The organism is Streptomyces sp. SID13031 (genome assembly GCF_010548305.1).
Lineage (GTDB): Bacteria > Actinomycetota > Actinomycetes > Propionibacteriales > Kribbellaceae > Kribbella.
In genome coordinates this window covers 117375-143637 of the sequence record NZ_JAAGLV010000019.1, presented here as the reverse complement: position 1 = coordinate 143637, position 26263 = coordinate 117375, and the positions used below count along the sequence as shown (strand labels likewise).

The 26263-nt window shown below is 67.8% G+C and carries 26 protein-coding genes; 14 read left to right on the top strand and 12 right to left on the bottom strand.

Annotated features, from left to right (window positions below):
• Positions 1-64 precede the first annotated feature (64 nt).
• Together G3I17_RS31650 and G3I17_RS31645 are read right to left on the bottom strand one after the other, a co-directional pair.
• Positions 65-1345, bottom strand: a complete 1281-nt coding sequence (locus G3I17_RS31650; RefSeq protein ID WP_164601449.1) for a type II toxin-antitoxin system HipA family toxin — start codon at positions 1343-1345, stop codon at positions 65-67.
• A complete protein-coding gene (locus G3I17_RS31645) occupies positions 1338-1631 on the bottom strand; it encodes a helix-turn-helix domain-containing protein (protein WP_164601447.1) in 294 nt (97 codons plus the stop codon). Before G3I17_RS31645 ends, G3I17_RS31650 begins: the two co-directional genes overlap by 8 nt.
• A 262-nt stretch (positions 1632-1893) precedes the next feature.
• Here G3I17_RS31645 and G3I17_RS31640 point away from each other — a divergent pair, with 262 nt between their 5' ends.
• Positions 1894-2664, top strand: a complete 771-nt coding sequence (locus G3I17_RS31640) for a DUF2797 domain-containing protein (RefSeq protein WP_343238482.1) — start codon at positions 1894-1896, stop codon at positions 2662-2664.
• Between the two features lie 22 nt (positions 2665-2686).
• Positions 2687-3400 carry a pirin family protein gene (locus G3I17_RS31635; protein WP_164601442.1) on the top strand — a complete coding sequence of 238 codons (714 nt, stop codon included), beginning with the start codon at positions 2687-2689 and terminating at the stop codon, positions 3398-3400.
• Here G3I17_RS31635 and G3I17_RS31630 read toward each other — a convergent pair.
• On the bottom strand, positions 3397-3912 hold the full coding sequence (locus G3I17_RS31630) for a DinB family protein (RefSeq protein ID WP_164601440.1): 516 nt from the start codon (positions 3910-3912) through the stop codon (positions 3397-3399). The two genes, G3I17_RS31635 and G3I17_RS31630, sit on opposite strands and share 4 nt — an antisense overlap.
• Before the next feature lie 141 nt (positions 3913-4053).
• Here G3I17_RS31630 and G3I17_RS31625 point away from each other — a divergent pair, with 141 nt between their 5' ends.
• Entirely contained in the window at positions 4054-5412 is a 1359-nt protein-coding gene (locus tag G3I17_RS31625; RefSeq protein ID WP_164601438.1) for a glycosyl hydrolase family 18 protein, read from the top strand.
• A 646-nt stretch (positions 5413-6058) separates the two neighbouring features.
• Here G3I17_RS31625 and G3I17_RS31620 read toward each other — a convergent pair.
• Both G3I17_RS31620 and G3I17_RS31615 read right to left on the bottom strand, forming a co-directional pair.
• Positions 6059-7519, bottom strand: a complete 1461-nt coding sequence (locus G3I17_RS31620) for a trypsin-like peptidase domain-containing protein (RefSeq protein WP_164601437.1) — start codon at positions 7517-7519, stop codon at positions 6059-6061.
• A 107-nt stretch (positions 7520-7626) separates the two neighbouring features.
• Positions 7627-8457, bottom strand: coding sequence for a PaaX family transcriptional regulator C-terminal domain-containing protein (locus G3I17_RS31615; protein ID WP_343238481.1), 831 nt, complete (start codon positions 8455-8457; stop codon positions 7627-7629).
• A gap of 114 nt (positions 8458-8571) precedes the next feature.
• Here G3I17_RS31615 and G3I17_RS31610 point away from each other — a divergent pair, with 114 nt between their 5' ends.
• Genes G3I17_RS31610 through G3I17_RS31590 form a run of 5 tightly spaced genes read left to right on the top strand, consistent with a single transcriptional unit; the run spans position 8572 to position 13749 of the window.
• Positions 8572-9483, top strand: a complete 912-nt coding sequence (locus tag G3I17_RS31610; RefSeq protein ID WP_164601435.1) for an SDR family NAD(P)-dependent oxidoreductase — start codon at positions 8572-8574, stop codon at positions 9481-9483.
• A gap of 13 nt (positions 9484-9496) precedes the next feature.
• The gene (locus tag G3I17_RS31605; protein ID WP_164601433.1) at positions 9497-10384 is read left to right on the top strand and encodes an amidohydrolase family protein; all 888 of its coding nucleotides are present in this window, start codon (positions 9497-9499) and stop codon (positions 10382-10384) included.
• Positions 10381-10836 (top strand): MaoC family dehydratase, encoded by a 456-nt coding sequence (locus G3I17_RS31600; RefSeq protein ID WP_164601431.1) that lies wholly within the window; start codon positions 10381-10383, stop codon positions 10834-10836. Before G3I17_RS31605 ends, G3I17_RS31600 begins: the two co-directional genes overlap by 4 nt.
• Positions 10837-10852: 16 nt before the next feature.
• A complete protein-coding gene (locus G3I17_RS31595; protein WP_164601429.1) occupies positions 10853-12220 on the top strand; it encodes an MFS transporter in 1368 nt (455 codons plus the stop codon).
• Between the two features lie 14 nt (positions 12221-12234).
• Entirely contained in the window at positions 12235-13749 is a 1515-nt protein-coding gene (locus G3I17_RS31590) for a long-chain fatty acid--CoA ligase (protein WP_164601427.1), read from the top strand.
• Positions 13750-13763: 14 nt separating this feature from the next.
• Here the strand turns inward: G3I17_RS31590 and G3I17_RS31585 are convergent, their stop codons facing one another.
• The gene (locus G3I17_RS31585; RefSeq protein WP_203591028.1) at positions 13764-15503 is read right to left on the bottom strand and encodes a HAMP domain-containing sensor histidine kinase; all 1740 of its coding nucleotides are present in this window, start codon (positions 15501-15503) and stop codon (positions 13764-13766) included.
• Positions 15500-16192, bottom strand: coding sequence for a response regulator transcription factor (locus tag G3I17_RS31580; RefSeq protein WP_164601425.1), 693 nt, complete (start codon positions 16190-16192; stop codon positions 15500-15502). The genes G3I17_RS31585 and G3I17_RS31580 overlap by 4 nt, the downstream gene beginning before the upstream one ends.
• A gap of 141 nt (positions 16193-16333) precedes the next feature.
• Between G3I17_RS31580 and G3I17_RS31575 the strand changes: the two genes are divergently transcribed.
• Complete coding sequence (locus G3I17_RS31575) at positions 16334-17332, top strand: acetamidase/formamidase family protein (protein WP_164601423.1); 999 nt, start codon at positions 16334-16336, stop codon at positions 17330-17332.
• Between the two features lies 1 nt (position 17333).
• Here the strand turns inward: G3I17_RS31575 and G3I17_RS31570 are convergent, their stop codons facing one another.
• The gene (locus G3I17_RS31570) at positions 17334-18308 is read right to left on the bottom strand and encodes a TIGR03560 family F420-dependent LLM class oxidoreductase (protein WP_164601421.1); all 975 of its coding nucleotides are present in this window, start codon (positions 18306-18308) and stop codon (positions 17334-17336) included.
• On the bottom strand, positions 18308-19225 hold the full coding sequence (locus G3I17_RS31565; RefSeq protein ID WP_343238480.1) for a DMT family transporter: 918 nt from the start codon (positions 19223-19225) through the stop codon (positions 18308-18310). The genes G3I17_RS31570 and G3I17_RS31565 overlap by 1 nt, the downstream gene beginning before the upstream one ends.
• Before the next feature lie 93 nt (positions 19226-19318).
• Between G3I17_RS31565 and G3I17_RS31560 the strand changes: the two genes are divergently transcribed.
• A complete protein-coding gene (locus tag G3I17_RS31560; protein ID WP_239063097.1) occupies positions 19319-19789 on the top strand; it encodes an Lrp/AsnC family transcriptional regulator in 471 nt (156 codons plus the stop codon).
• Positions 19790-19888: 99 nt separating this feature from the next.
• On the top strand, positions 19889-21103 hold the full coding sequence (locus G3I17_RS31555; protein WP_164601417.1) for a pyrophosphate--fructose-6-phosphate 1-phosphotransferase: 1215 nt from the start codon (positions 19889-19891) through the stop codon (positions 21101-21103).
• A 53-nt stretch (positions 21104-21156) separates the two neighbouring features.
• On the opposite strand, the gene G3I17_RS31550 is transcribed toward G3I17_RS31555, so the two are convergent.
• The 3 genes from G3I17_RS31550 to G3I17_RS31540 form a co-directional block, all read right to left on the bottom strand.
• Entirely contained in the window at positions 21157-21597 is a 441-nt protein-coding gene (locus G3I17_RS31550; RefSeq protein ID WP_164601415.1) for a low molecular weight protein-tyrosine-phosphatase, read from the bottom strand.
• A gap of 49 nt (positions 21598-21646) precedes the next feature.
• The gene (locus G3I17_RS31545; RefSeq protein ID WP_164601413.1) at positions 21647-22033 is read right to left on the bottom strand and encodes a phage holin family protein; all 387 of its coding nucleotides are present in this window, start codon (positions 22031-22033) and stop codon (positions 21647-21649) included.
• Positions 22034-22125: 92 nt separating this feature from the next.
• Positions 22126-22794 (bottom strand): GntR family transcriptional regulator, encoded by a 669-nt coding sequence (locus tag G3I17_RS31540; RefSeq protein ID WP_164601411.1) that lies wholly within the window; start codon positions 22792-22794, stop codon positions 22126-22128.
• 173 nt (positions 22795-22967) lie between these two features.
• On the opposite strand from G3I17_RS31540, the gene G3I17_RS31535 reads away from it, so the two are divergent.
• The 3 genes from G3I17_RS31535 to G3I17_RS31525 all read left to right on the top strand — a co-directional run bounded on the left by G3I17_RS31535 (position 22968) and on the right by G3I17_RS31525 (position 26193).
• Positions 22968-24566: a phage tail tip lysozyme gene (locus tag G3I17_RS31535; protein ID WP_164601409.1), complete on the top strand. Its 1599-nt coding sequence runs from the start codon at positions 22968-22970 to the stop codon at positions 24564-24566.
• A gap of 28 nt (positions 24567-24594) precedes the next feature.
• Positions 24595-25209, top strand: a complete 615-nt coding sequence (locus G3I17_RS31530) for an S-layer protein (RefSeq protein ID WP_164601407.1) — start codon at positions 24595-24597, stop codon at positions 25207-25209.
• Positions 25210-25320: 111 nt separating this feature from the next.
• A complete protein-coding gene (locus G3I17_RS31525; protein ID WP_164601405.1) occupies positions 25321-26193 on the top strand; it encodes an arginine deiminase family protein in 873 nt (290 codons plus the stop codon).
• Positions 26194-26263: the final 70 nt, after the last annotated feature.

The window sequence follows — 26263 nt, the reverse complement described above, 5'->3', positions numbered from 1 at the left end:
ACGCGCCCTACGCCACTCGCTCCTCCGTCGTCCGCTTGGTGTGAGCGGCCGGCCGGGTCTGGAACTACTGCAGGTATTTCGCGCATCGAGTTGCCCGCGCTGCTACAAGATTGACAAGGCGTTGTGGGAGTGAGCTGCCAAGAGCCTGCATTGCTGGATCGGCGGCTGCGGTGGAGAAAGCATCTGGCACAACAGCGATGACGCTGCCGGCGCGGCTGCGAACGACGTCCTCAGGCAGCTGCAACGCCGTCGCGAGATGACGCCAGGGGCTATTGCCTGGGTTGATGCGATAGTCATTGCCAAACTTCATGGCGAGCCGCGGCTTCTGTTCGGCGATGTCATAAGGCAGTGCGGAGGCGACGTCGTAGAACGGTGCGAGGATGACCTCACGCTTGGACAGGAGCAACGAGTAGTTCTTGGCATGTGCGTCAGTGCCTGCAATCACCCAGTTCCACACAAGCGCGTCGAGAAAGGCCTCGGTGGCTTCGCGGGCAGCCGCTCGTGGCATTACTCGACGGAACAGCTCTGCGATCTCGCGAGGGCCTGGTCCGCCCTGGTTCTGATATTTGTTCTCCGGATGCACGCCGAGCGCTTGGCACAGATCTTCTTGGTGGGTGCGGATCTGCTCGTCCCCCCGGATGGAGCGATCGTAGCGGCGGACGACGATCGCACTTTGGTCCTCGAAGCGTTCGATCCAGGTTTGCACCGCTTGCAGACCTGCAGCGCGCATCGCTGACAGGCAGAGGTGTTCGTTCAGATCGTGGTCGTCCAGGCCGGTGATGGCGGGCTTGAGGATGTGCGAGGTAGCAAGAGCCCCCAGCGGCTGCCCCCATCGCTGTCCGTCGCGGAACAGCGCTGTTTTGGCCTGCGCGCCGGCCAGACTGAATCGTCCGGTCCGGCTCGCGCCGAGCCAGGCCGTGCTATCAGTCTTGAGATCCCGGAGCCGCTGGGCCACTTGCGCCTCGGTGAGCCAGTCGATGTCAGCAGCCGACGGGGGATCAGTGCGTACCGCGTCCAGTCGATCTGGCGGAATCAACTGGACAGCTCCTGGGCAGTCCTCACCCAGGGGAGTCGCAAGGAGAGCGAAGGGCGACCTGGTGGATACCTGGAATTCGCGCGCCCATCGATTCAGCACGGCGTCGTTGTCGGGAAGTAGTCCCCAAAGCCACGGGCTGATCTGACGGTCGGTGTGCACCGCGACCTGGAGTGGCATCGAGACCGAGATCGGTGTCGCCGACTTCCTTGCGACATAGCCGGAGTCGTAGGTGAAGGACAGGGAACCCGTTGGCGTCCGACTTACTGTGCCGGCGACCTCCTGGCCCAGAAGCAAGTGGAGGTCAGGCATGATCGTCGCGCCGGGAGTAGTCCTCGAGCAGGGTGTTCAGCTCGTTGGTCTCCTGCTCTGCCGACGGCGCATGCGGGTCACCGACGCGAAGTTCGACGGTGATGCCGAGTGCTGCGATGACAGCCAGGACCAGCCCGAGTTCGACCGTGGGCTTGCCTCGTTCGAACTCGGTCAGCCACGCTCTGGAAACGCCTGCGGCTTCGGCCAAGGCTGCCTGGGTCAAGTGCAACCTTTGGCGCTGACCGCGCGCGGTTGCCCCGAAAGCCTGTGGGGTGTGGATCTCCACGCTTCGCCCCTCTGCTGACGTACGTTGACATGTCTATTTTGTCAGCGTACGTCGACACAGATAGAATGTAAACGTACGGCGACATCATAGGTATGTCGACGTACGTTGACACTTGTCTCGCGGTGGTAGGAATGCCGGATGGATGAAGCCCAGGCCTCTGCTTGGCGTGTGACCGGAGCTGGGTGGAAGGGCGGGGTTGCTCAGCTTGAGTGGGCGGGAAATGGGCAGGGGAGTCCACTGCGGCTTGGGACTGAGCTGTCTCGTGTTTGGGCGCGATCGGCGTTGTGTGGGCATTTGGCGGGCGGGGCGGCGGTTGGAGTGTTCTACGCGGACTGTGCTGGCGGCGGGTGGGCGTAGTGGGCAATGTGCTGACTGTCATGCGATGGAGCGGAGCAACTCGGTTGCCACGGATACGCGGTTGGATGATCCTCGGCGGTACTCCGTCTATCTCGCCCACCACGGGAGCGTGATCAAGGTTGGAATCACCGCCGTCGAGCGGGGTGAGGCGCGGTTGCTGGAGCAGGGGGCGTTGGCCTCGACGATGATTTCGGCCGGCAGTCTGGTGGGTGCCCGGCGGGTGGAGATTCTGCTCGGCTCGACGCTCGGTCTGCCGGATCGGGTCAGTACAAGTCGGAAGCGGGTGGCGCGGACGCGGCCGGGGGGCGTGGCGGAACGTAGTACCGGGCTCTTGTCCGTCGTTGAGCGAACGGCCGAGTTGGCCTGGCCCGATGGGCAGGTTCGGTGCGAGCCGCGAGTGAGTGATCATGTCGCGCGCTACGGACTGCCCGAGGATGGGTTGCGCGCCGAGGTGGTGATGGCTGGGCCGGTGGCCGGCGGTGTGATCGTCGGGCGGATCGTCAGCGCGATCGGGACCGATCTGTACCTCGACACGAGGGCCGGGCTGCTCCTGCTCGACACTCATCTGCTGGCCGGGTGGACGCTCGGACGGGCGCCTGCGGATGCCGAACTCACCGTCCGGCTGGAGAAACTCGACCCAGCGCCACGGCAGGACGACCAAGAGGCTCTGTTCTGACGCGATCGGGGAGACTGAGCGTATGACTGTCGAGATCCGACGGGCCGACGACCGATTCCGGACGCAGAGCGACTGGCTGGATTCGCGGCACTCGTTTTCGTTCGGGCCGTACTACGATCCCGCGAACGTCGGCTTCGGGCTGTTGATGGTCCACAACGACGAAGTGGTTGCCCCCGGCACCGGGTTTGACACGCATCCCCATCAGGACGTGGAGATCGTCACCTGGGTACTACGGGGAGCCCTGCTGCACCAGGATTCGGAGGGGCACAGCGGGCTCATCTACCCGGGCCTCGTCCAGCGGATGAGCGCGGGCAGCGGCATCCAGCACTCCGAACGCAACGACGCCGGCGACCCGGTTCGCTACGTGCAGATGTGGGTCCGCCCCGGCGAGTACGACCTGACGCCGTCGTACCAGCAGGCCGAGGTCGCCGAGTCGCTCGCAACCGGCGAACTCGTCCCGATCGCCTCCGGCCTCCGGAAGCACAAAGGCACCACTGCCATCACCATCAACCAACCCCGAGCAGGCCTCTCCGTCGCCCGACTTGCGCCAGGCCAGTCGACCCAGCTCCCACCGGCGCCCCACGCCCATCTATTCGTTGCTCTTGGCAACATCGCCGTAGAGAGTGCCGGCCACCTCGCCCACTCCGACGCGGCACGGATCACCAACGCCGACGGCCAACGCGTGACGGCAGGCCCCGAAGGCGCGGAAGTCCTGCTCTGGGAGATGACGGACTAGTAGTAGCCCGTCTCGCCGTCGAGGAGTTCGCGGATGGTGTCGAGGTGGCCGACGTGGCGGGCTGTTTCCTCGATCATGTGGAGGATCATCCAGCGCAGGGTGGCCTGGGCGGAGCCGAAGTCGGGGTGTTTGCCGGTGTCGTCGAGGGAGTGGGCGGCGGTGATCTCGTTCGACTGGGCGCATTGGGCCTCGAAGTCGTCGAGAAGCTTCGCCAGCGGTACGCCGGGGACCATCATGTCGAGGTCCTCGGGCTCTTCCTTGAACTGAGGGTTGTGCTCGAAGGACTCGCCCAGGAACAACACGTTGAACCAACAGTGCTCAGTCCAGCGCATGTGCGAGACCAACCCGGCCACCGTCATCAGCGGCGAGGTCGGCAGTACGACGCGTTGCTCGTCCGCCTCGGCGAGACCTTCGCACTTCCAGCGCACCAGCGCCCGCTGCTGATCCAGCCAGCCGACCAGCTGAGTCCGCTCATCCGCAACAAAGGGCGGCCGTTCCCGAGACATCGTCATGCGCCCGGACGCTAGCGCCTTTGGGCCTACCCCCGCACCACAATTCCCTGTGGCGGGTTTCCGACATGTCGTGGCGGCCCGATGGGTCAACCTCTACCGTGAGACATACGAAAGGTCTTTGCTTATTAAATGGGAGTGGCCATGAACCGACGGGTCGGCTTTGCGCTCGCGAGTGCCATTGCAACCGGGATGCTCCTCGCGTCGGCCGGGCTGGTGGCCCAGGCCGGCCAGTCGTCGGTACAAGTGGCGTGCACCGCTCCCGCGTGGGCCGAGGGGGTCACCTATGCAGTGGGCGCCAAGGTGACGTACCAGAACCGGTCGTACCAGGCTCGGGCCGCGCATACCGCGCATCCTGGCGCCGGCTGGAACCCCGTCGCGGCGCCCTCGTTGTGGCTCGACATCGGCGCTTGCGACGGCGCGCCACCCACCACTCCGCCGACGACGCCACCCACGACCCCTCCCACCACGCCCCCGACGACTCCTCCCGCCACGCCACCCACGACTCCGCCGACCACGCCGCCGACAACCCCGCCGCCTGGGTCGACGACCTGCCCGGTGAAGTCCAGGCCGGCCGGCAAGGTGCTGCATGGCTACTGGGAGAACTGGGACGGCGCCTCCAACGGTGTGCATCCGCCGTTCGGCTGGACTCCGATCACCGACTCGCGGATCGGGCAGCACGGCTACAACGTGATCAACGCGGCGTTCCCGGTGATCCTGTCCGACGGAACGGTGAAGTGGGAGGACGGCATGGACGCGACCGTGAAGGTCGCCACCCCGGCCGAGATGTGCGCAGCGAAGGCAGCCGGCCAGACCATCCTGATGTCGATCGGTGGCGCCACTGCCGGGATCGACCTCAGTTCGTCCACCGTCGCTGACCGGTTCGTAGCGACCGTGGTGCCGCTGCTCAAGAAGTACAACTTCGACGGTATCGACATCGACATCGAGACCGGCCTCACCGGCAGCGGCAACATCAACCAGCTGTCCGCCTCCCAGGCCAACCTGATCCGGATCATCGACGGGGTGCTGGCCCAGATGCCATCGAACTTCGGCCTGACGATGGCACCCGAAACGGCCTACGTCACCGGTGGCAGCGTCACCTACGGCTCGATCTGGGGTTCGTACCTCCCGATCATCAAGAAGTACGCCGACAACGGCCGGCTGTGGTGGCTGAACATGCAGTACTACAACGGCAGCATGTACGGCTGCTCCGGCGACTCGTACTCCGCGGGCACAGTGCAGGGCTTCGTAGCCCAGACCACCTGCCTCAACACGGGCCTGGTAATCCAAGGCGTCACGATCCGCGTCCCCTACGACAAGCAGGTCCCCGGCCTCCCAGCCCAATCCGGCGCCGGCGGCGGCTACATGTCCCCATCCCTGGTCGCCCAGTCCTGGAACACCTTCAACGGAGCCCTCAAAGGCCTGATGACCTGGTCCATCAACTGGGACGGCTCCAAGAACTGGACCTTCGGCGACAACGTCAAGTCCCTCCAGGGCCGCTAACCCACCCGCTTCCAACGTCCAGAGCCAGGGAGTCCCAGTCGAGCGGCAGGTAGGTCTGCCGCCTCGCCTGGGACTCATCGCGTCAGCTACAGGCGAGATCCGCTACCTGCTCACGAACCTGCTCGTCTACACGCAACGCGCTATCGGACACCGCCTGCCGGTCCAGAAACCGGTGGCAGGCAACGGCTTCATGGGCGATGCTGCTTAGGCCGGGCACGGGTGGCGCTGATCCGAGAAGACTCAAGGTCGTCCTCAAATATCAGCCCGAACTCTCCAGGCTTGCAGTCATCACCTTGATGTAGGCAGACAGGCCCATCGGGCTGCCGCCGCTCAAATGGGTCGCCGTAGCGGCGCCGGTCGACGGCCGAGTGCTCGCTTTGCCTCATTGGTCGACACGGCTGCGGAGTGCCCGGCTGCCTGTACTCGCAGCCTGGAGCGGCTTCGCAATGGCGAGTGGCCTAGTACTCGCGGAGTGGGCGACGTAGGAGCCCGCGATCTGGGTGGGTGGGAGCGGACGTCGGAGGGCGCGTGGGGCGTAGTACTGGGCGCAGAAACGGGACTGCGGCCGCTCGGTGGGCGGTCGCAGTCCCTATCTGGGTGGTGCTCCGCCGCCCCCGGGGGGGTGAGGGACGACGGAGGTTGGGGGTCAGCCGGTCGGGTTTCCGTTGTCGGAGCCGAGTTTGGCCTTGATTTGCTGGGATTTGCCGGCGCGGGTGAAGGTGATGGTCACTTCATCGTCCGGGCGGTGCGAACGGACCGCGGCGACCAACGCGTCCCCTGACGCGATCACCTTGCCGTCGATCGCGGTGACTACGTCACCGGTCTTCAGGCCGGCCTTGTCCGCCGCACCGCCGGACGTCACCTCGCCGATCGTCGCTCCTTGCTGGAACGCCGCGGAAGACTGCGCGTTGCCGACGCCAACTCCGAGCCGTGCATGTGTGGCCTTGCCCTTGGCCACCAGCTCGTCGATGATCGGCTTGGCCTGGTCGATCGGGATTGCGAAGCCCAGGCCGATGTTGCCGCCTTCGGATTGTCCCGATCCTCCGGCGGTCTTGATCGCGCTGTTGATTCCGACCACTTGGCCGGCGAGGTCGATCAGTGCGCCGCCGGAGTTCCCCGGGTTGATGGCGGCGTCAGTCTGGATTGCTGGGAAGACGGTCGTACTGTCCTGCTGCTCGTCGCCCGAGGTGACCGGGCGGTTCAGCGCGGAGACGATCCCGCTCGTCACGGTCGCCTCCAGCCCGAACGGCGAACCGATCGCGACGACACCCTGGCCGACACCCAGGTTGCCGCTCTTGCCGAGTACGGCCGGGGTCAGGTCCTTGGCGTCCGCCCGGATCACCGCGAGGTCGGTCAGCGGGTCGGTCCCGACGATCGTCGCGTCCAGGGTCCGCCCGTCGTTGAGCATCACCTGGATCTTGCCGCCGCTGCCGGCGCCGGCCACCACGTGGTTGTTGGTGACGATCAGGCCGTCCTTGCTGATCACGATGCCCGATCCGGTGGCTGCGCCCTGGGAGGTCGTCACGCCGATCTTCACCACGCTCGGCAGCACCTTGGAGGCCGCGTTCTGCACCGAACCGTCCGGCGCGGAGATCGGGGCCGCCTGGCCGCCGTTGAGCGGAGCGGTCACCGACGTGTTCGAAGTAGTGGAGTCGTTGGTCGCCGAGTAGACAGCCGCGCTGCCGATTCCGCCGGCGGCACCGACCAGCAACGCGGTGGCTGCCACCAGAGCCAGACCTCGCCGCTTCGGCGGCTTCGGGGGCTCTGACTGGGCCGGTTGCGGGCCGAACGGCCAGTTCGGGCCCGGTGACGCCCCCTGATGCGTCCCGGACATCCCGAACTGCCCGCCCTGTTGGTAAGCACCACCACCGCCCGTGGGGTGCTGCCCTGGCCGCTGCTGCCCACCCTGCGGCGCGTACTGCTGCTGCTGATGCTGGCCGTAGCCACCCATCGGCAGCTGTTGCGTGCGCTCAGGTGAGCCCGAGCCGTATGTCGGCAACGCGGGCTGCGGTGGTTGGTTCGCAGGCTGGTTGCCGAGCGTCGAACCCTGCACCGGAGTCTCGTCACCGGGCTGGTTCTGCGGCTGGGGCGGCTGGTTCTCGGTCATGGGTCAACCTTGGGGGCTGCACCTGAGAACCCGCTGAAGATCCCGTCAGAGCTGGCGAAGAACTCCATGAAGATCCGCTGAAGATGTTGTCGGCCGGCGCACACTCCTCAGACTGGGAGTTCCTCCATCACCTGGGCGGCGAGCTTCGGGGCGGTACGTCCGTACTGCGCGGCCAGTTGCCGGAACAACTCCTCCGCGCGGATCGCCGGCCAGTCGCCGGCCAGCAGGCTGGCCGGCAGGTGCGGGTCCTGGCGGACGAGTTGCAGCCAGTCCGTGTGCAGGATCAGCTGGCGGGCGAAGTCGTCGGGCAGCTCCTTCAGCGGGGAGCCGACGGCCCAGCGGGCCAGGAACTCGTTGTACCGGCCGGCGATCGCATCCGTGTCGAACGCCTTCCGGACCAGGTCGGCGGACTCCGTCGGCTTGGCCGGCTGGGCGATGAAGACGGTGACGTCCCCGGTCAGTCCAAGCTCGGCCGCGATGGTGGCCGCGTCCCGCGTGCCCGGCGCGATCCACAGTCCGTTCTGCAGCAGACCGAATCCCGCCCAGACGAGCCGCGATCGCAGGTCGTGCCGCTCGTTGCGCCGGCTGTCGGGCATGGAGAAGCCGACCAGCGTCCAGCTTCCGTCCCAGTCGCGGTTCACCACTCCGGTCCGCCAGATCCGTTCGGCGCCGTCCTGGAGTACCTCGGTCGCGTGCGGGGTGAGGCCCAGGTAGACCTGGCGGCCGTCTTTGTGCCGGGTCAGCATCCCGCGCTTGACCATCCGGCTCAGCGTCGAGCGGACTGCCTCTTCCGTGACGCCGACCCGGCCGAAGAGCTCGATCACGCTGCCGGAGGACACCGCGATGTCCCGGCCGGCCAGGTAGATGCCGAGAAAGCTGAGCATCAACGACTGCGGCCGTGCGGAGTAGGTGAGCGCACTGTCGTCCTCGGACTTCACACCGTCAGCGTAGACGGGCCGGCCGGAAGAACTAATAGCCGTCGAAATATTGACGGCCGTCACAAAACCGCCCTATGTTGATCGGGTCGCCACGCAGTGGAAGGAGCGGACCTGATGGACCTACGAGGCAAGGTCGCGGTGGTCACCGGAAGCGGTCGGGGGCTGGGCCGCGCGTACGCCGAGGCGCTGGCCGCGGCCGGTGCGGCGGTGATCGTCAACGATGTCGACGCCGAGGCAGCCGCCTCGGTGGTGAAGGGAATCGGTGCGACCGGTGGCCGGGCCACCAGCGTGGTCGCTCCGGTCGGCCAGGCCGAGGTCGCCGATGAACTCGTCGCCAAAGCGGTCGCCGAGTTCGGCCGGCTCGACGTCATGGTCACGAATGCGGGCATCCTGCGGGACAAGGTGCTCTGGAAGATGTCCGACCAGGATTTCGACGCCGTGATCGATGTGCATCTCCGGGGCACCTTTACCTGTGCCCGCGCCGCGGCCACCCGGATGCGCGAGCAGGGCACCGGCGGGCGGCTCATCCTGATCTCCTCCCCGGCCGGCCAGCGCGGCAACTTCGGCCAGACCAACTACGCCGCGGCCAAGGCGGGAATCGTCGCCATGGCCCGTACCTGGGCACTGGAACTCGCCCGGGCCGCGGTCACCGTGAATGCGGTGGTCCCGATCGCGGCGACTGAGATGACCCGAACCATCCCCGCGTTCGCGCCGATCATCGAGGAGGCCGAGCGGACCGGCGAGCCGTTCCCGGACTGGCTGCGCCGCGACGAGGGCCTCGGTACGGTCGAGGACGTCGCCTCGTTGATCGTGTACCTGGCGTCCGACCAGGCCGCCGAGGTGACCGGCCAGGCGATCGGCATCGGCGGCGACCGGCTCGCGCTGTGGTCCCATCCGCAGGAGAAAGCGGTCGCCTTCGCCGAGGGCGGCTGGACCGCCGACACCATCGCAGCCTCGTGGAATGCGGGCGTCGGCGCCGAGCCCGAGAGCTACGGGATCCCCGCTCCTGCCGCGCCGGGGAGCTGAGATGAGCCCGCGGATGAGGGTCGACGATCTGGTGGCCATCGACGTCCATACGCATGCCGAGATCTCGGCGTCCGGACACGGGTCGCTCAGTCCGCTCCTGATGGGAGCCTCGGGAAAGCACTTCGGCGGGAAGGGCCATCGGCAGCCGGCCATCGCCGAGATGGCCGCCTACTACCGCGAGCGCCGGATGGCCGCGGTGGTGTTCACGGTGGATGCCGAACATGCCACCGGCCATCCGCGGATCGCCAACGAAGAGGTCGCGCAGGAGTGCGCCGAGCACGGGGACGTGCTGATCCCGTTCGCCAGCGTCGACCCCTGGAAAGGGCGCGCCGGGGCTCGGGAGGCGCGCCGGTTGCTCGAGCAGTACGACGTCCGCGGGTTCAAGTTCCATCCGAGTCTGCAGGGGTTCTCGCCGGATGACCGGATGGCCTATCCGCTGTACGAGGTGCTGGAGGAGTTCGGCGTACCGGCGTTGTTCCACACTGGGCAGACCGGGATCGGCGCGGGGCTGCCGGGCGGTGGCGGGATCCGGCTGAAGTACTCGAATCCCTTGCTGGTGGACGATGTGGCGGTCGACTTCCCCGAGTTGCGGATCATCCTCGCGCATCCGTCCTTCCCGTGGCAGGACGAGGCGCTCGCCATCGCGACGCACAAGCCGCACGTCTACATCGACCTGTCCGGCTGGTCACCGAAGTACTTCCCACCGCAGCTGGTGAAGTACGCCAACTCGCTGCTGAAGGACAAGGTGCTGTTCGGTTCGGACTACCCGCTGATCAGCCCGGATCGCTGGCTGGCGGACTTCGCCGAGCTGGAGATCAAAGCCGAGGTACGCCCCAAGATCCTGAAGGACAACGCGGTGCGGCTGCTCGGCCTCGCCGTCGACGAGAAGGAGGAGTCATGAACGAAGTGATCGAGATCGAACGGATCCAGGACCTCGCGGGCCGGGACCTGGGGTACAGCGACTGGCGGGAGATCAGCCAGCATCAGATCCAGCAGTTCGCCGACGCGACCGGCGACCAGCAGTGGATCCACGTCGATCCCGAACGCGCCGCCGCCGGGCCGTTCGGGGGCACCATCGCGCACGGCTACCTGACGCTGGCGCTGATCATCCCGCTGTTCGGCGAGCTGCTGGAGGTACGGGGGGTCCGGATGAGCGTGAACTACGGACTGGAGAAGGTGCGCTTCCCGAGCCCGGTCCCGGTCGGCAGCAAGCTCCGGCTGGGCGGCCGGGTCGTCTCGGTCGAGAGCGTCGCCGGTGACGGCGTGCAACTGGTCCTCGACTTCGTCGTCGAGATCGACGGGCAGGACAAGCCCGCCTGTGTCGCCCGCGCTGTCTACCGGCACTACGCGTGAAGCCGGGGACCCCGCCATGTCCGCCACGCGCACCCACGATCCGGTCCAGCTCCGCCGCGCCGTCCTGTCGAGCTATCTCGGCAGCGTGATCGAGTACTACGACTTCCTCCTCTACGCGACCGCCTCTGCGATCGTCTTCAACAAGGTCTTCTTCTCCTCGCTCGACCCGTTGGTGGCAACGGTCGCCAGCTTCGGCACGCTCGCCACCGGGTACCTCGCCCGGCCGCTGGGTGGCGTGATCTTCGGCCACTTCGGTGATCTGCTCGGCCGCAAGCGGATGCTGCTGCTGAGCATGACGTTGATGGGCCTGGCCAGCTTCCTGATCGGACTGCTCCCGACCTATCAGCAGATCGGTGTCCTCGCCCCGGCCGGACTGGTCCTGCTGCGCGTCGTCCAGGGAATCGCCGTCGGCGGCGAATGGGGCGGATCGGTCCTGATGTCCGCCGAGCACGCGACCAGCCGGCGAGGTCTGTGGGCGAGCTTCACCAATGCCGGCGCGCCGAGCGGCGTCGTCCTGTCCACCGCGGCGCTCACCGGGACCGCCGCGATCGTCGGCGACAAAGCCTTCCTCGACTGGGGGTGGCGGATCCCGTTCCTGGTGAGCATCCTGCTGCTCGCCGTCGGGTTGTTCGTCCGGCTCAAGGTCGAGGAGACACCTGCGTTCAAGGCCGCCCGCCGGGAGAGCCCGGTACGACGGGTCCCGGTACTCGAAGTGTTGCGTGACCGGCCACGGACCCTGCTGCTGAGCGTGGGTGCCGGGATGGCGGCCTTCGTCGCTCAGGCGACTCTGACGATCTTCATCCTGGCTTATGCGGTCCGGGTCGGCCACAGCCGCCAGGAGGTCCTGAACGCCCTGACCACGTCGTCGGCCTGTGCGATCGTCAGCATCATCGCCTGGTCGGCGCTGTCGGACCGGGTCGGCCGGCGCCCGATCGTGATCAGCGGCGCGCTCGCCATGGCGGCGTACAGCTTCGCGCTCTTCCCACTGGTGAACAACGGCAGTACCGCGGTCCTGGTACTGGCCTTGATCGTCGGCCAGGCGGTGATCCATCCGATGATGTACGGACCGCTGGCTGCGCTCTACACCGAGTTGTTCAGCACCGAGAACCGGTACACCGGAGCGTCGCTGGGCTATCAGCTCGCCGGCCTGGGCGCTGGCTTCACACCCTTGCTGTTCGCGCAGATCCAGCAGGCCACCGGTGCGACGAACACCTTCTTCATCTCCTGCACGATGGCGGCGTTCTGCCTGCTCGCGGTCGGCTGCGTCCTGGCGCTCAAGGAGACCCACCAGCGAGACTTGAGCCCGGAGACCGCTTCGGAACGCCAACCCGCCACCGGTGTCGTCGATGCTGGTGAGGCGACGAGCGTCGCCGGCCTCGCCTGAGAGGAGTCAGTCCGATGCAGAACGCGGGACTCGGTGGTTGGCCTTACCGGCGGGCGCAGTTGTCGCCCGCCCGGACGGCCCTGGTGTTCGACGGCTTGTCCATCAGCTACGCGGAGCTTGCGGTGCGGATCAGCAGGCTGGCCGACCAGCTCCGGTCGGCCGGGGTCAGGGCCGGGGATCGGGTCGCCTACCTGGGGCCGAATCACCCCGCGTTCGTCGAGACGATGTTCGCCACCCATGCGCTCGGCGGCATCTTCGTCCCGCTCAACTTTCGGCTCGCCGCGCCCGAACTCGATTACCTGCTGTCGGATTCGGGCCCGGCGGTCCTCGTCTACGCGCCATCCTGCGAGCCGGTGGTCCGAGCGCTGTCCCAGCCACCTGCCTGCAGGGTCGCATTGGAGCAGCCGGGTGCGGGCGAGGCGCAGTACGAGGAGTGGCTGGCCGGCGGTGCCCCGGCACCGATCGATGTGCCGGTGGCGGTGGACGACGTCGCGCTGATTCTCTACACGTCCGGCACCACGGGCCGTCCCAAGGGCGCGATGCTCACTCACGCCAACCTGATCTGGAACACGGCCAACCTGCTGATCGGTGTCGATGTCGCCGCCGACGAGGTCACCCTCGTCACCGCGCCGCTGTTCCACGTCGGGGCGCTCGGCCAGACCTTGCTGCCGACCTTCGCCAAGAGCGGCTGCGCCGTGCTCACCTCGTCCTGGGATGTCGACGGGTGCTTCGACCTGATCGAGAAACACGGCGTCACCTGGATGTTCGGCGTCGCGACCATGTACGCCGAACTGGCCCGCTCACCAAGATGGACGGGCGCCGACCTCACCTCGTTGCGCAGCCTGATGTGTGGCGGAGCGCCGGTGGCCGAAGCGCTGATCCGGACATACCAGGAGCGCGGTCTGGTGTTCTGCCAGGGCTACGGGCTGACCGAGACCGCCCCCGGGGCGACCTTCCTGGAGGCCGGTGAGAGCACTCGCAAGGCCGGATCGGTCGGGGCGCCGGTGTTCTTCGGGCAGGTGAAGGTGGTCCGGCCCGACCTGACCGAGGTGGCCCAGGGTGAGCCGGGCGAGGTACTGATCCGCGGCGCGAACGTGACACCGGGGTACTGGAACGCGCCGGAGGCGACGGCCGCGGCGCTGACCGAGGATGGGTGGTTTCGCTCCGGTGATGTCGCGACCGTCGATGAGGACGGCTACCTGTACATCGTCGACCGGGTGAAGGACATGTTCGTGTCCGGCGGGGAGAACGTCTATCCGGCTGAGGTGGAGAAGGCGATCAGCGGCCATCCCGCTGTTCTCGAGGTGGCCGTGGTCGGTGTTCCGGATGACAGGTGGGGCGAGGTCGGGCGGGCGTTCCTGGTGTGTCGCGCGGGCGCGGAGCTCACCCTGGACGGGCTTCGGGAGTACCTGGGCGGACGGCTGGCGAAGTACAAGATCCCCGTCCATCTCGACCTGATCGGCAGCTTGCCGAAGACCGGGTCCGGGAAGATCCAGAAGTCCGGTCTGCGGAAGCTGCCGCTGTCCTAGTTGCCTGTCCTGACTCAGCGGGACTGGGTGGCGGCGTGGGGGAGCCAGAGCGTGAACTGTGCTCCGGCGCCGGGCGCGTTGCGCGCGTAGATCATGCCGCCGTGCTGCTCGGCCGCGTGCTTCACGATCGCCAGACCCAGGCCCGAGCCCGGCCGGCTACGCGCTTCGCTGGAGCGGTAGAAACGCTCGAAGACGTGCGGCAGATCAGCGTCGGCGATACCCGGTCCGCTGTCAGTGACGGTCAGTACTCCGTCCAGCAGGCGCACGGTGACCCGCCCGAGCGGTTCGCCTTCGTGCGGTAGCGCGACCGAGTCGTCGGGGATGCTGTACTTCGCCGCGTTGTCGAGCAGGTTCGTCACGGCCCGGCCGAGCAGTCGCTCGTCGCCCCAGACGGGGAACGGTGACAGCTGTACGTCCCACTCGACGCCCGAGGCGCGGCGACGGACCTTGATCAGGGCGTCCTCGACGACGTTCGACATCTCGATCAGCTCGGCGTCGCGGACCTGCGGGGTGTCGCGGGCCAGCTCAGTCAGGTCGCCGATGAGCGTGGTCAGCTCGTCCATCTGGGCGCGTACGTCGTCGAGCAGCTGCTGCCGGTCTTCCGGGCGCAGGCCGCCGCGCTTGTCCGCCTGGGCGAGCAGATCCAGGTTGGTACGGATGCTGGTCAACGGCGTCCGCAACTCATGCCCCGCATCGCCGACCAGCCGCCGCTGCCGATCCTGGGATCGCGCCAAGGCGGCCAGCATCGCGTTGAACGCGAACGCCAACCTGGTGATCTCGTCCGAACCCGTGACCGGGATCGGCTTCAGCTCCTCGGTCCGGGCGATGTGCTCTGCCGCGCCGGTCAGGCGTGCCAGCGGCCGGAGCCCGGACTGGGCGATCGCGTTGCCGGCCAGAGCCGCCCCGATCACCCCGAGCAGTCCGACGGCCCAGAGCACAATGCCCAGGTTGTGCAGCGTCCGGTCGACCGGCCCCAGCGACTGCGCCACGACCAGGGCCGCGGGCTCATACTGGTCCTCGTCGCACTCCCGCTGGCCGGGCAGGGGACAGAACGGAGCCGCTACCGCGATCACCCGGTAGTGGGGGCCGTTACGTACCCCGACCGTCCGGATGCTGGGCTCGCTGCTCTGATTCTCGGCGATTGCCAGCTCGGGCGGGCCCATCGGCGGCATCGTTCCCTTCGCGCCGTACTGCAGACCATCGGCGGTCAGCAGGCCGAGCTGGATGTCGCTCAGTCCGAGGGCCTCCGGCGGTACCTCCTGGAGGATGGTCGGGTTGGTGAGCGCGCCCTTCTTAGCGGCCTGCCCGGCCCGGTCGGACAAACTGCTGTCCAGGTTCCGGTACATCTGCTGTCGGACTGTCATGTAGGCCGAGACACTGACGAAGGCGACCGCCAGGCCAACGGCCACGGCCGCGAGCAGCGTGACCCGGGCGTGCAGACTCAGCTTGTGGAGCTTCTCCTGCCACCAGTCCTGTGTTCGGCTGGCTGTCGCCACGACCACATTGTTGCCGTTGCCGTTGCGCTGCGGGCCCGGAGGGGCGCCCGGTCCGTCCGGGGCGGAACCCTGGCTCGGCCCGGTGGGTCGAGGTCCGCTCCGCGGGGCTTGGGGCCCAGGGCGCCGACGAGGGGTCCCAGTCTGCACCGGCTGACCGGACGGCTGTGGCCGGTTGTGGTTCGGGCCGATCTCGAGGGTTTCCTCGTCCGAAGTACCGGTGTACTTCGGGAAGTCGTCGGGTGGGGGTTGGGTGGTCACGGTGGGGTGTCCCTGAGGACGTAGCCGATGCCGCGGACCGTGTGGATGAGGCGGGGCAGGTTGTCGACCTCGGTCTTGCGGCGGAGGTAGCCGATGTAGACCTCGAGCGAGTTCGCCGTGGTCGGGAAGTCGTAGCCCCAGACCGCGTCCAGGATGACCGCGCGCTCGAGCACCCGGCGCGGGTTGCGGATCAGCAGCTCCAGCAGCGAGAACTCGGTCCGGGTCAGCGGGATCGGGGTCGTGCCGCGGTGCACCTCGTGCGCATCCACGTCGACCACCAGGTCGGCGTACTGGAGGACCTCGCCGCGCGGGCCGCCCTCACCCGGCGTCGTACTGCGGCGGAGCAGCGCGCGTAGTCGCGCCAGCAGCTCCTCGAGCGCGAACGGTTTGGTCAGGTAGTCGTCGCCACCCGCGTCCAGCCCGTCGACCCGGTCGGCCACGGCGTCCCGGGCGGTCAGCACCAGGATCGGCACGTTGTTGCCCGCGGCCCGTAACGCCTTGGTCGTCTCCAGCCCGTCCAGGCGGGGCATCATCACGTCCATCACGATCACGTCGGGCTCGACGTTGCCGATCACCGCGAGCGCCTCGGCGCCGTCGGAGGCCGTCACCACCTCGAAGTCGTTGAACTCCAGCGAACGGCGCAGCGAATCCCGGACCGCCCGGTCGTCGTCCACCACCAGTACCCGCATCTCGCGCTCCCGCTCGCCCACAGTCTCCGAGGTGGAGCCCGAGTGAGCTCCGCCTCCCGACGATATGCGGTCTGTTTGAGAATCCGCTGAGAACCCGCTGATCAGTCGCGAAGGAGGTATCGCCGGACGTAGATTTCCAGCGTGGACATCGTCGAATTCACCCCGGACAGCGAGCAGCTCACCTGGACCTTCGGCGGTGCGGCACCGCTGCGGCGGGTGAAACCCGGTACGGCGATGCGCCTGTGGACCGAGGACGCGTTCTGCGGCCGGCTGCGCAGTACGGCGGATCTGGCCAGCGCGAGGCTCAACATGCCGTTCGTGAACCCGCAGACCGGGCCGTTCTACGTCGAGGGCGCCGAGCCCGGCGACACGCTCGTGCTGCACTTCGTCGAGCTCACCCCGGCCCGCGGCTGGGGCGCGTCGGCGACGATCCCGTTCTTCGGCGGCCTGACCAGCACGGACCGGACCGCGACCCTGCAGGACCCGCTGCCGGAGCGGACCTGGATCTACGAGGTCGACACCGAGCGGCAGACGGTCGGGTTCCAGGCGCAGGGCAGCGACCTGGAGATCGCGCTGCCGATCGAGACGATGCTCGGCACGGTCGGGGTGGCGCCGGCCGCCGGCGAGGTCCGCTCGTCGCTGGTACCGGACATGTTCGGCGGCAACATGGACACGCCCGAGATGAAGGCCGGCGCGACCTGCTTCCTCCGGGTCAACGTCGAGGGTGCGCTGTTCTCCGTCGGCGACGGCCACTACCGCCAGGGCGAGGGCGAGTCCTGCGGTACCGCGGTCGAGGGCGCGATGAACGTCGTCCTCATCGTCGAGCTCCTCAAGACGCCCGGCCCGGCCTGGCCCCGGATCGAGAACGACGCCTACCTCGCCGTCGTCGGCTCCAGCCGCCCGCTCGAAGACGCCTGGCGGGCCGGTCAGGTCGACATGGTCGGCTGGCTCGGCGAGCTGTACGGCCTGGACAAGCTGGACGCTTACCAGCTCCTCAGCCAGATCAGCGAGGTCCCGCTGGCCAACGTCGTCGACGCCAACTACAGCGTCGTCACCAAGGTCCCCAAGCGCCTCCTCCCCAAAGTCGATGCCTACAGCAACATCCACACCCACCTGCGCGACCTGGCCGCCACACTCTGAGCTAAGAGAAGGCCGGTACTACGTCGGCCGCGAACCGCTCGAGTGGTTCGTGGTCGTAGGCGACGCCTGGGATGTAGATGATCACGTACTGGATCCCAGCCTCCTCCAATTGCTCCAACCGCCTCCGGATCTCTTGCGTGGAAGCGATATCGGCCAGCGCACCTGAGCCGCCGCCCGATCCGATCTCGCGGAACTCGTCGACGGTGTAGCGGCCGCGTGCCTTGGCGGTGGCGGTGACCGGGTCGTCGCCGGGGCCGATCGGGAAGAGGTTGAGGCTGGTCGACTTCACGATCTCGTCGTAGTCGCGGCCGACTGCGTCGCAGTGCTTACGTAGTACTGACAGCTTGTGCTCGATGACGTCGACCTGGCCGGTGCCGAAGTTGCAGGCGTCGCCGTGCTGCGCGACGAGCTTGAGCGTCACCTGTTCGCCGCCACCGCCGATCCACAGCGGCGGTTTGCGGCGCGGCTCGACATACGGCTTGTCCACCGAGTGGTACTTCCCGTGGAAAACCACGTCCTCCTCGGTCCACAGCCGGTGGATCAGCTCGACCGACTCACGGAACGAGCCCATCCGGTCCTTCAGGCTGGTCCACGGATAGCCATAGGCCGTCCACTCCTCCTCGGACCAGCCCGCGCCCAGCCCGGCGTACAGGCGGCCGTTGCTCGCGACGTCGACGGTGGCGGCGATCTTCGCGTAGAGAGCGGGGTTGCGGTAGCCGTTGCAGCCGACCAGTTGGCCGATCTTGACCCGCTTCGTGTCGCGGGAGAGCGCGGCGGTCGCCGTCCACGCCTCGAAGACCGTCTCGCGCACCGGCTCGGGCACGGTGTGGAAGTGGTCGAACAGCCAGATCGAGTCCCACGGCCCGGCATCGGCGGCCCGCGCGACAGCCGTCATCGCCTCCCACTGCTCGACCGGGTCAGCCAACTCGACCAGATCCATCCGCCAGCCCTGCGGCACGAAGACCCCGAACTTCATCAGGCTTCCCTTCTCGCAGTAGAGCGTCCGGTACGCCGGGAGATCGCGACCCCGGCCAGGCAGAGTGCGCCTCCGACGAGAGCGAGCCGGGCGGGTGTTTCGTCCAGGAGGAGCCAGGCGAGTGCGATGGCCACTACTGGGACGGCGTAGACCGTGACGCCCATGCGGCCGGCTGTGGAGCGGCGCAGCGCGTAGGCCCAGGTAGTGAAGCCGAGAGCGGTGGGGAAGGCGCCTAGGTAGATGACCCACCAGATGGTGCCTGCGCTCGCGGTACGGAGCTCAGTGGTCAGGGTGGGCGCGTACGGGAGGCAGGCGACGGTGCCGATCATGCAGGCGAGCCAGGTGACCTGTGCAGCGGGGAGGCGGGTCAGTAGCGGCTTCTGGGCGACCACACCGACGGCGTACGAGATGGCGGCGACGAAGCAGAGGATGACGCCCCAGGTCTCGGCGCGGCCGGTGGAGGTCGCCGTACCGATCAGCACTACGCCGCCGAACGCGACCAGGCTGCCGATGACGAGTTGCCGCGGGAAGCCCTCGCCCAGCGTCAGGCCGGCGAGCAGGGCGATCAGTAGCGGAGCGATGTGGACGAGCATGGCCGCAGTACCGGCGTCCAGGCGGCGCTCGGCTGCGTTGAGGGCGACGTTGTAGACGCCGAACCAGAGCAGGCCGCAGGCGAGTAGTGGCGGCCAGTCGCGCCTGGCCGGCCAGCTGGCTCTGGTGGGGCGCTCACGGAAGTACAAGTAGGTGCCGAGGAGCACGCTGCCGACCAGGAGTCGGGCGAGCGACATCGAGCCGGCGGAGAACTCGGTGCCGGCGTGCCGGATGGCCACGAAGGATGAGCCCCACAGCAGCACGGACACCGCGGCGGCGCCGGTCACCAGGAGGGTTTTGGGGGAAGCTTCCACAACGGTTGTCACGCTGATTAGCCTAGGAAGCAGATTGTCGCCGCGACATGGCGAAATGAGTCAGAAAGGCGAGAGATGGTTTCCGAAGCGAATGCGATTGCGGCCTTGAGCCTTCAGACCGAGAAACCGGCCCTGGATGAGCTGAATATCCGGCTGCTGACCGAGTTGTCGGCCGACCCGCGGCTGCGGACGACCGAGCTGGCGCGCCGCCTCGGGGTGTCGGCGCCGACGGTCCGCGAGCGGGTCGCCCGGCTGGAGGAGTCGGGCGTGATCCGCGGCTACCGGCTCGAGATCGACCCGGCCGCGCTGGGCCTGCCGGTTGCCGCCTGGGTCCGCCTCCGGCCCGGTCCAGGTCAGATCCCGGGCATCATCGAGCTCGCCGAACGAACCCCCGAGGTCGTCGAGTGCCACCGCATCTCCGGTGAGGACTGCTTCCTGATGCGCGTCCAGGTAGCCGCCATCGCCGGCCTCGAAGACGTCCTCGACAAGTTCCTCCTGCACGGCCAGACCACCAGCTCCTTCATCGTCTCCACCCCCATCGAACCCCGCCCGGTCCCGCTGCCCAGCCGTCCCTAGCGGTCCCACTGTCCGAAAGCTGAACCCCAACCAGCGCTCGGAGTGGTCTGCATCACTACGCTGAGAGCGACTTCAGTGACCTCCGGAAGGACCCTGACCATGGCTGCCGACAAGTCTGTCCGCAGAGTTGCCCTTCTCACCGCGGGCGGGCTCGCCCCCTGCCTGTCGTCCGCCGTCGGCGGGCTGATCGAGCGTTACACCGAGGTAGCGCCCGACGTGGAGATCATCGCCTACCTGAACGGGTACCACGGTCTGCTCAGCGGCCGGCACCTCGACGTCACCCCCGAGGTCCGGGCCAAGGCGGGTCTGCTGCACAAGTTCGGCGGCAGCCCGATCGGCAACAGCCGGGTGAAGCTGACCAATACCGCCGACCTGGTCAAGCGCGGCCTGATCGCCGACGGCCAGAACGCGCTCCAGGTCGCGGCCGAGCGGCTGGTCGCCGATGGCGTCGACGTCCTGCACACGATCGGCGGCGACGACACCAACACGACCGCGGCCGACCTGGCGGCGTACCTGCAGGAGCACGACTACGACCTGACCGTGGTCGGCCTGCCGAAGACGATCGACAACGACGTGATCCCGGTCAAGCAGAGCCTGGGTGCCTGGACCGCGGCCGAGCAGGGTGCGATCTTCGCCCGCAACGTGATCGCCGAGCACAGTTCGAACCCACGGATGCTCGTCGTCCACGAGGTGATGGGGCGTAACTGCGGCTGGTTGACCGCGGCCACCGCGGCGGAGTACCGCAAGTGGCTCACGGCACAGGAGTGGAACCCGGGCATCGGTCTGGAGCAGGGCGGCTGGGATGTGCACGCGGTTTATGTGCCTGAGGCAACGATCGACCTGGACGCCGAGGCGGAGCGGCTGAAGGCGGTGATGGACGAGAACGACTGCGTGACGATCTTCCTGTCCGAGGGCGCCGGCGTACCGTCGATCGTGGCCGAGCTGGAGGCGCGCGGCGAGGACGTGCCGCGCGACCCGTTCGGGCACGTGAAGCTCGACGCGGTCAACCCGGGCGCGTGGTTCGCCAAGCAGTTCGCCGAGCGGATCGGCGCGGAGAAGACGATGGTGCAGAAGAGCGGCTACTTCAGCCGTTCGGCCGCTGCCAATGAAGCCGACCTCGAGCTGATCAAGCAGTGCACCGACTACGCGGTCGATGCGGCGCTGCGCGGTGAGAGCGGCGTCGTCGGCCACGACGAGGAGCGCGGCGACGAACTGCGCGCGATCGAGTTCCCGCGCATCGCCGGCGGCAAGGAATTCGACCCGAGCGTGGAATGGTTCGCCACCCTCCTATCCGCTATCGGCCAGACCAGCTGACCCAGCCACCGGGTGCGAGCCCACCACTGGTGGGCTCGCACAACCAGCGGTGGTTAGGTTGTCAGGCGGTCGACCCAGCGGTCGGCCGCCTTCTCGATCTGATCGAGGACGTCGTCGAAACCGGCGTCGTCGCCGTAGTACGGGTCCGGTACGTCCTCGTCGGCGAACAGCTCGACCGGTACTGCGAGGTCGTCGCCGCCGCGTCGGAGCAGCGCGGTCAGGTGGCCGGTGTCCATCGCGAGCACCAGGTCGCGCTCGGGGAACCAGTTGCTGCGGAACTCCTGCGCCCGGTGCGCGCTCCCGTCGTACCCGCGTCGGGCGAGTGCGGCGGCCGCGCGGGAGTCCATCGGGTCACCGATGTGCCAGCCGCTGGTACCGGAGCTCGTCACCACGACGTCGTCGACCCGCGCGTCGGCGAGCTTCGCGCGCAGCACTACCTCGCCGATGGGGGAGCGGCAGATGTTGCCCGTGCAGACGACCTCGATGTGCCTCACTGCGGAACTCACCGAGGGTGCGGCGGCTCGGACCGGCCCACCAGCCGGCTCACCGGATCTCGGCCTGGTCCGGCAGTACGGCGTTCAGCAGCATGCCGACCAGGGTGATGACGAGGGAGCCCAGCAGCGCGGCGCCGAACCCGCCGACGTGGAACTGGACGTCGAGCTTGTCGGTGATCCACGAGGTGAGCAGCAGCATCAGCGCGTTGATCACGAAGATCAGCAGGCCCAGGGTCAGGATGATGAACGGCAGTGAGATCAGCTTCGCGATCGGCTTCACCACCGCGTTCACGATGCCGAAGATGGCGGCCACGATCAGCAGCGTCAGCACCCGGCGTCCGGTGGTCGCACCCTGCAGCGTGATGCCGCTGACGACCCAGCTCGCAACCGCCAGCGCCACCGCGTTGGCGAGCAACTTGATGATCAAGTTCTTCATACACCGATCCTGCCACCCCGGGGTTCATCACACCCTTCCCACGCCGCAGACGGATCCAGCAGGATCATCACCGCGTCCGACGGGAGATGCCTTCAGGAGGGTGGGGTGGCGATGGCCTCGAGGAGAGATTCCTCGGCGCCGGCCAGGTGGCGGCGGAGTTCTTCCACGCATTCGTCCAGGTCGCCCTTCTCCAGCAGGCGGACGAGTTTGCGGTGCGAAGCGACCTGTTGTTTGGCGTCCTGGCGGAGTGCGTCGACGCGGGCGAGGGCGAGCCTGGCCTCGCCGGTGATCGAGTCGGCGGTCGCGGTCAGTCGTTCGCTGCCGGTCAGGGCGACCAGACTGCGGTGGATGGCCAGGTGGGTCTCGGTCATCGCTTCGGGGTCGGCACCTTCCTTGGCGGTGGCGGCGAAGGTGCGCATCGCAGTGCGGACGCGTTCGCGGGCCACCTCGTCGGCGTCGAACCAGGCCCTGACCCCGGCCGACTCGAGCACGAACCGGGCCCGGCAGATGTCGGCTACCGCGGCCGGGTGCAGGATCGCGACGCTGACGCCCTTGTTCGGCTCCCGGACCGCCAGTCCCTCGGTGACCAGCATCGTCATCGCTTCGCGGACCGTACTGCGAGCGACGCCGAGCGCCTCGGCGAGTGGTTGCTCGCGCAACGGCGTACCGGGCTCGAGGTCGCCCGCGAAGAGGGCAGCGCGGAGCGCGTCGACCACTCGGTCCACCGTGGTCGATCGGTCTACCCGCAGCCGTTCGTACATGCAGCGATTGTCGTCCAGTCAGCCGCCGTTGTCGCGCGCGGCACCCGCGTCGGGGCCGGTCGGCGGTCAACCTGTGGATAACTCTCGACATAATGACCTCGTTTTCGGGCAGTCTTTGACGCAGTGGCCACCCGTCCGCCCGGTCCGCCGATGGTCACAGCAAGGAGAGCACCGTGGGTGACAGCAAGGCTCTGCCGATCATCGGTGGCGTCATGCTCGTGCTCGTCCTGCCACTGATCATCATCATCGCGATGATCGTCGGCGTCCTGAGCAGCATGGACACCGCCGCGGCCTGCACCCCGAGTACGGGGACCGAGACCTCGATGGCCTGGCCGACCGACAAGCACCAGGCCGACCAGGGCTGGGACGACGAGGGCGAGGAGACCCACAAAGGCCTCGACTTCGTCGTCGCCTTGGGCAGCCCGGTGTACGCGGTCGAGGCCGGCGAGGTGAAGTCGGTCGACGAAGAGTGGATCAAGATCAGCCACGGCGAAGGCCTGGAGACCTGGTACCGGTTCTTCGACAGCCAGAAGGTCAAGAAGGGCGACAAGGTCACCCGCGGCCAGCAGATCGGCACGTCGGGCGAGGGCAACGAAGCCGCCCCCGGCAAGAGCGGCGCCCACCTGCACTTCGAGGTCTGGGCGCAGGCGGGCGAAGACGGCGGCTCGCTCGAGCAGACCGACCCGGCCCAGCTCTTCTCGAGCGCCGCCTCATCGGGTGGCGGCGGCTGTGCCTGCGGTGGCAGCGGCGGACCGCTGGTCGGTGGCAACAACCAGGAGAAAGCGTTCAACTTCCTGGTCTCGAACGGCTACACCCAGGAGCAGGCGGCCGGTGTCGTCGGCAACATGATCCACGAGTCGAGCGTCGAGCCCCAACGACTCAACGGCACCGCCGGGGGCACGAAAACGCCGGCCGCGTCGGCCGTCGGGCTGGACAAGGCCTGGGGCATCGTCCAGTGGTATCCGGCCGGCAAGGTCATCGAGGCGGGCCGCCAGATGAACGCCCCCGACAGCCAGATCGAGACGCTGGAGTTCCAGCTCAACTTCCTCATCCACCAACTGGACGGCAGTGGCAAGGTGCCGCTGCCGACCGTCGGTACCGCGCTGAAGGCGACGAAGACGGTCGACGAGGCGGCGTACCTGTTCGCCGAGAAGTTCGAGATCTTCACGACCAATCCGAACGACCCCGAGTACGGCCGGCGGCAGGCCACCGCCCGCGAGGTGCTCAAGACCTTCGGTAACGGCACCGAGCCCGGCAAGCCCGGGACGGGGCCGTCGACGGCGTGCGGGGCCGGTAGCGGCAACATCGTCGCGGTCGCGATCTCGCTCGCCTGGCCCGAAGGCGGGCACGGCAGCCAGCAGGGTGATGCGACTCCGGCGTACCAGGCCGCACTGCCGAAGTACAACAGCAGTAATGGCGACCGGGTGTGGAGCGACTGCGGGCGGTTCGTGGCCACCGTCATGCGGATGAGCGGTGCCGATCCGGACTATCCGATGGTGTCCACCGGCGTTCAGGACGATTATCTGCGGTCCTCTCCGAAGTACGACGTGATCGACGACATCACGGAGAGCCAGCTGCAGCCGGGGGACATCTTCATCGGGGAGGGGCACACGTACCTGTTCGTCGGCAAGTACGGCAAGTACAACTCGGTGGCCGCATCGCTCGGCGGCCATGTCCCCGAGGCCGGGTACGCGTACAACGTGGGCAAGAAGTACCAGTTCGCCGTCGCCCGGCTGAAGAACCAGGCGCCGGCGCCCGAGAAGACGCCCTGATGTCCCGCCCAGGAAGTAGGAGCAGCTGATGGAGGAGGACGGCCGGCGAACGCTGGTGATCGGCGCTGTCGCCCTGCTGGTGATCGTCGTGCTGATCGGCGGGTTCCTGATCTGGCGGCACGATCCCAAGGCGGAGCTGACGGTGAAGTCGATCCCGAACGACCTGACCCTGACGCTGGACGGGCAGCCGATCGCCGCCAACGGCACCACCGAGGTGCGGCCCGGGTCGTACACGCTGGAGGCCAAGCGGAACGGCTTCCAGAGCTACTCGCAGCCGCTCGTGGTGCGGGGCAAGGATCCCGTCGACGTGAAGATGTATCTCTACGCCAACGGGCCGGTCGGCGTTGCCTGGGGCAAGAACAACCCGGAGCAGGAGCTCGAGGCCGAGGCCGAGGCCGGCCGCCGGTACGACGAGATCCAGGACCGGCTGGCGGCGAAGTACCCGATTCTCGCCCAGTTGCCCTATATCGGGATCGGCTTCAAGGCGACCTACGAGAAGTCGAAGTCGGACCCGAGGAACCCCGAGGCGATCTCGGTCCGGATCTACAGCTACCTCCCGGACGGCAAGGAAAAGGCTCTCCAGTGGATCGCCGGCAACCGCTGGGATCCCGCCTCGCTGGACCTCATCTACGCCACCAGCTGAGGTAGCGAAACTCAGGTTGACGCGATCCTCGCGGCCCTGCACACTGACTGATTGTCGGACAATCCGGGGATCGGGCAATGTCGCCGGTCGTGAGCGCATCGAGGTGTACACATGGGTCAGCCGCTGGGGTGGGGTCGCCGCTATCTGATGGTCCGGCCGGACCATTTCCGGATCGACTACGTGATCAATCCGTACATGTCGACCCAGGACCAGCCCGACCCCGAGCTGGCGCTCAAGCAGTGGGACTCGCTCCGGCAGGCGATCGTCGACGCCGGTGGTGAGGTCGAGGTGCTGGCCCAGCGCGAGGACTCGCCGGACATGGTCTACGCGATGAACCTGGGCTTCGCCACCGCGCAGGGCAAGGCGATGCTGTCGCACATGCGGTTCGAGCCGCGCCGCAAGGAGTCGCTGACCGCGGCCGAGTGGTTCATGGGCCACGACTACGAGCTGAAGCGGACCGGCGGTGACGGCGTCGGCCCGCACTTCGAGTCCGGCGACGCCTTCGTCTTCGGCGACAGCCTGGTGGTCGGCTACGGCCCGCGGACCGAGGCCGGCGCGCTCGAACACCTGGCGACCGAGTGGAACATCCGGGTCCGCGGCCTGCGCATCCAGCACGAGGGCATGTACCACCTCGACCTGCCGTTCTGCCCGGTCGACAGCACCCACGCGATGGTCTACCCGCCGGCCCTCGACGCCGCCGGCCAGGCCGAGCTGTTCGGCATCGTGCCGGACCCGATCGTGCTCACCGACGAGGAGGCGTTCGCGTTCAGCGGCAACTCGATCGTGGTGAACGAGACGATCATCATGCCGGCCTGCTCACCGCGGCTACGCGAGATCCTGACCGGCCTGGGCCTGAAGATCGTCGTCCTCGACCTGTCCGAGTTCCACAAGGGCGGCGGCTCGGGACGCTGTATGACCAACCCACTCGACTTCGACCTCACCGCCATCACCGTCGCCGGCGGCGAGGTCATCCTGCCCGGCTAGGTTTTGGCCCCACCCGTGCTCGTCTTGCGAGCTGGAGCGTGGCGCCCACCCGAACCTCTGGGCGAGCGGG

Bases quoted from the DNA above. Each gene is read 5' to 3' on its own strand.
- G3I17_RS31650 (WP_164601449.1), bottom strand. From the start codon at position 1,345: ATGCCTGACCTCCACTTGCTTCTGGGCCAGGAGGTCGCCGGCACAGTA.
- G3I17_RS31635 (WP_164601442.1), top strand. From the start codon at position 2,687: ATGACTGTCGAGATCCGACGGGCCGACGACCGATTCCGGACGCAGAGC.
- G3I17_RS31630 (WP_164601440.1), bottom strand. From the start codon at position 3,912: ATGACGATGTCTCGGGAACGGCCGCCCTTTGTTGCGGATGAGCGGACT.
- G3I17_RS31625 (WP_164601438.1), top strand. From the start codon at position 4,054: ATGAACCGACGGGTCGGCTTTGCGCTCGCGAGTGCCATTGCAACCGGG.
- G3I17_RS31620 (WP_164601437.1), bottom strand. From the start codon at position 7,519: ATGACCGAGAACCAGCCGCCCCAGCCGCAGAACCAGCCCGGTGACGAG.
- G3I17_RS31610 (WP_164601435.1), top strand. From the start codon at position 8,572: ATGGACCTACGAGGCAAGGTCGCGGTGGTCACCGGAAGCGGTCGGGGG.
- G3I17_RS31605 (WP_164601433.1), top strand. From the start codon at position 9,497: ATGAGGGTCGACGATCTGGTGGCCATCGACGTCCATACGCATGCCGAG.
- G3I17_RS31600 (WP_164601431.1), top strand. From the start codon at position 10,381: ATGAACGAAGTGATCGAGATCGAACGGATCCAGGACCTCGCGGGCCGG.
- G3I17_RS31595 (WP_164601429.1), top strand. From the start codon at position 10,853: ATGTCCGCCACGCGCACCCACGATCCGGTCCAGCTCCGCCGCGCCGTC.
- G3I17_RS31590 (WP_164601427.1), top strand. From the start codon at position 12,235: ATGCAGAACGCGGGACTCGGTGGTTGGCCTTACCGGCGGGCGCAGTTG.
- G3I17_RS31580 (WP_164601425.1), bottom strand. From the start codon at position 16,192: ATGCGGGTACTGGTGGTGGACGACGACCGGGCGGTCCGGGATTCGCTG.
- G3I17_RS31570 (WP_164601421.1), bottom strand. From the start codon at position 18,308: ATGAAGTTCGGGGTCTTCGTGCCGCAGGGCTGGCGGATGGATCTGGTC.
- G3I17_RS31555 (WP_164601417.1), top strand. From the start codon at position 19,889: ATGGCTGCCGACAAGTCTGTCCGCAGAGTTGCCCTTCTCACCGCGGGC.
- G3I17_RS31545 (WP_164601413.1), bottom strand. From the start codon at position 22,033: ATGAAGAACTTGATCATCAAGTTGCTCGCCAACGCGGTGGCGCTGGCG.
- G3I17_RS31540 (WP_164601411.1), bottom strand. From the start codon at position 22,794: ATGTACGAACGGCTGCGGGTAGACCGATCGACCACGGTGGACCGAGTG.
- G3I17_RS31530 (WP_164601407.1), top strand. From the start codon at position 24,595: ATGGAGGAGGACGGCCGGCGAACGCTGGTGATCGGCGCTGTCGCCCTG.
- G3I17_RS31525 (WP_164601405.1), top strand. From the start codon at position 25,321: ATGGGTCAGCCGCTGGGGTGGGGTCGCCGCTATCTGATGGTCCGGCCG.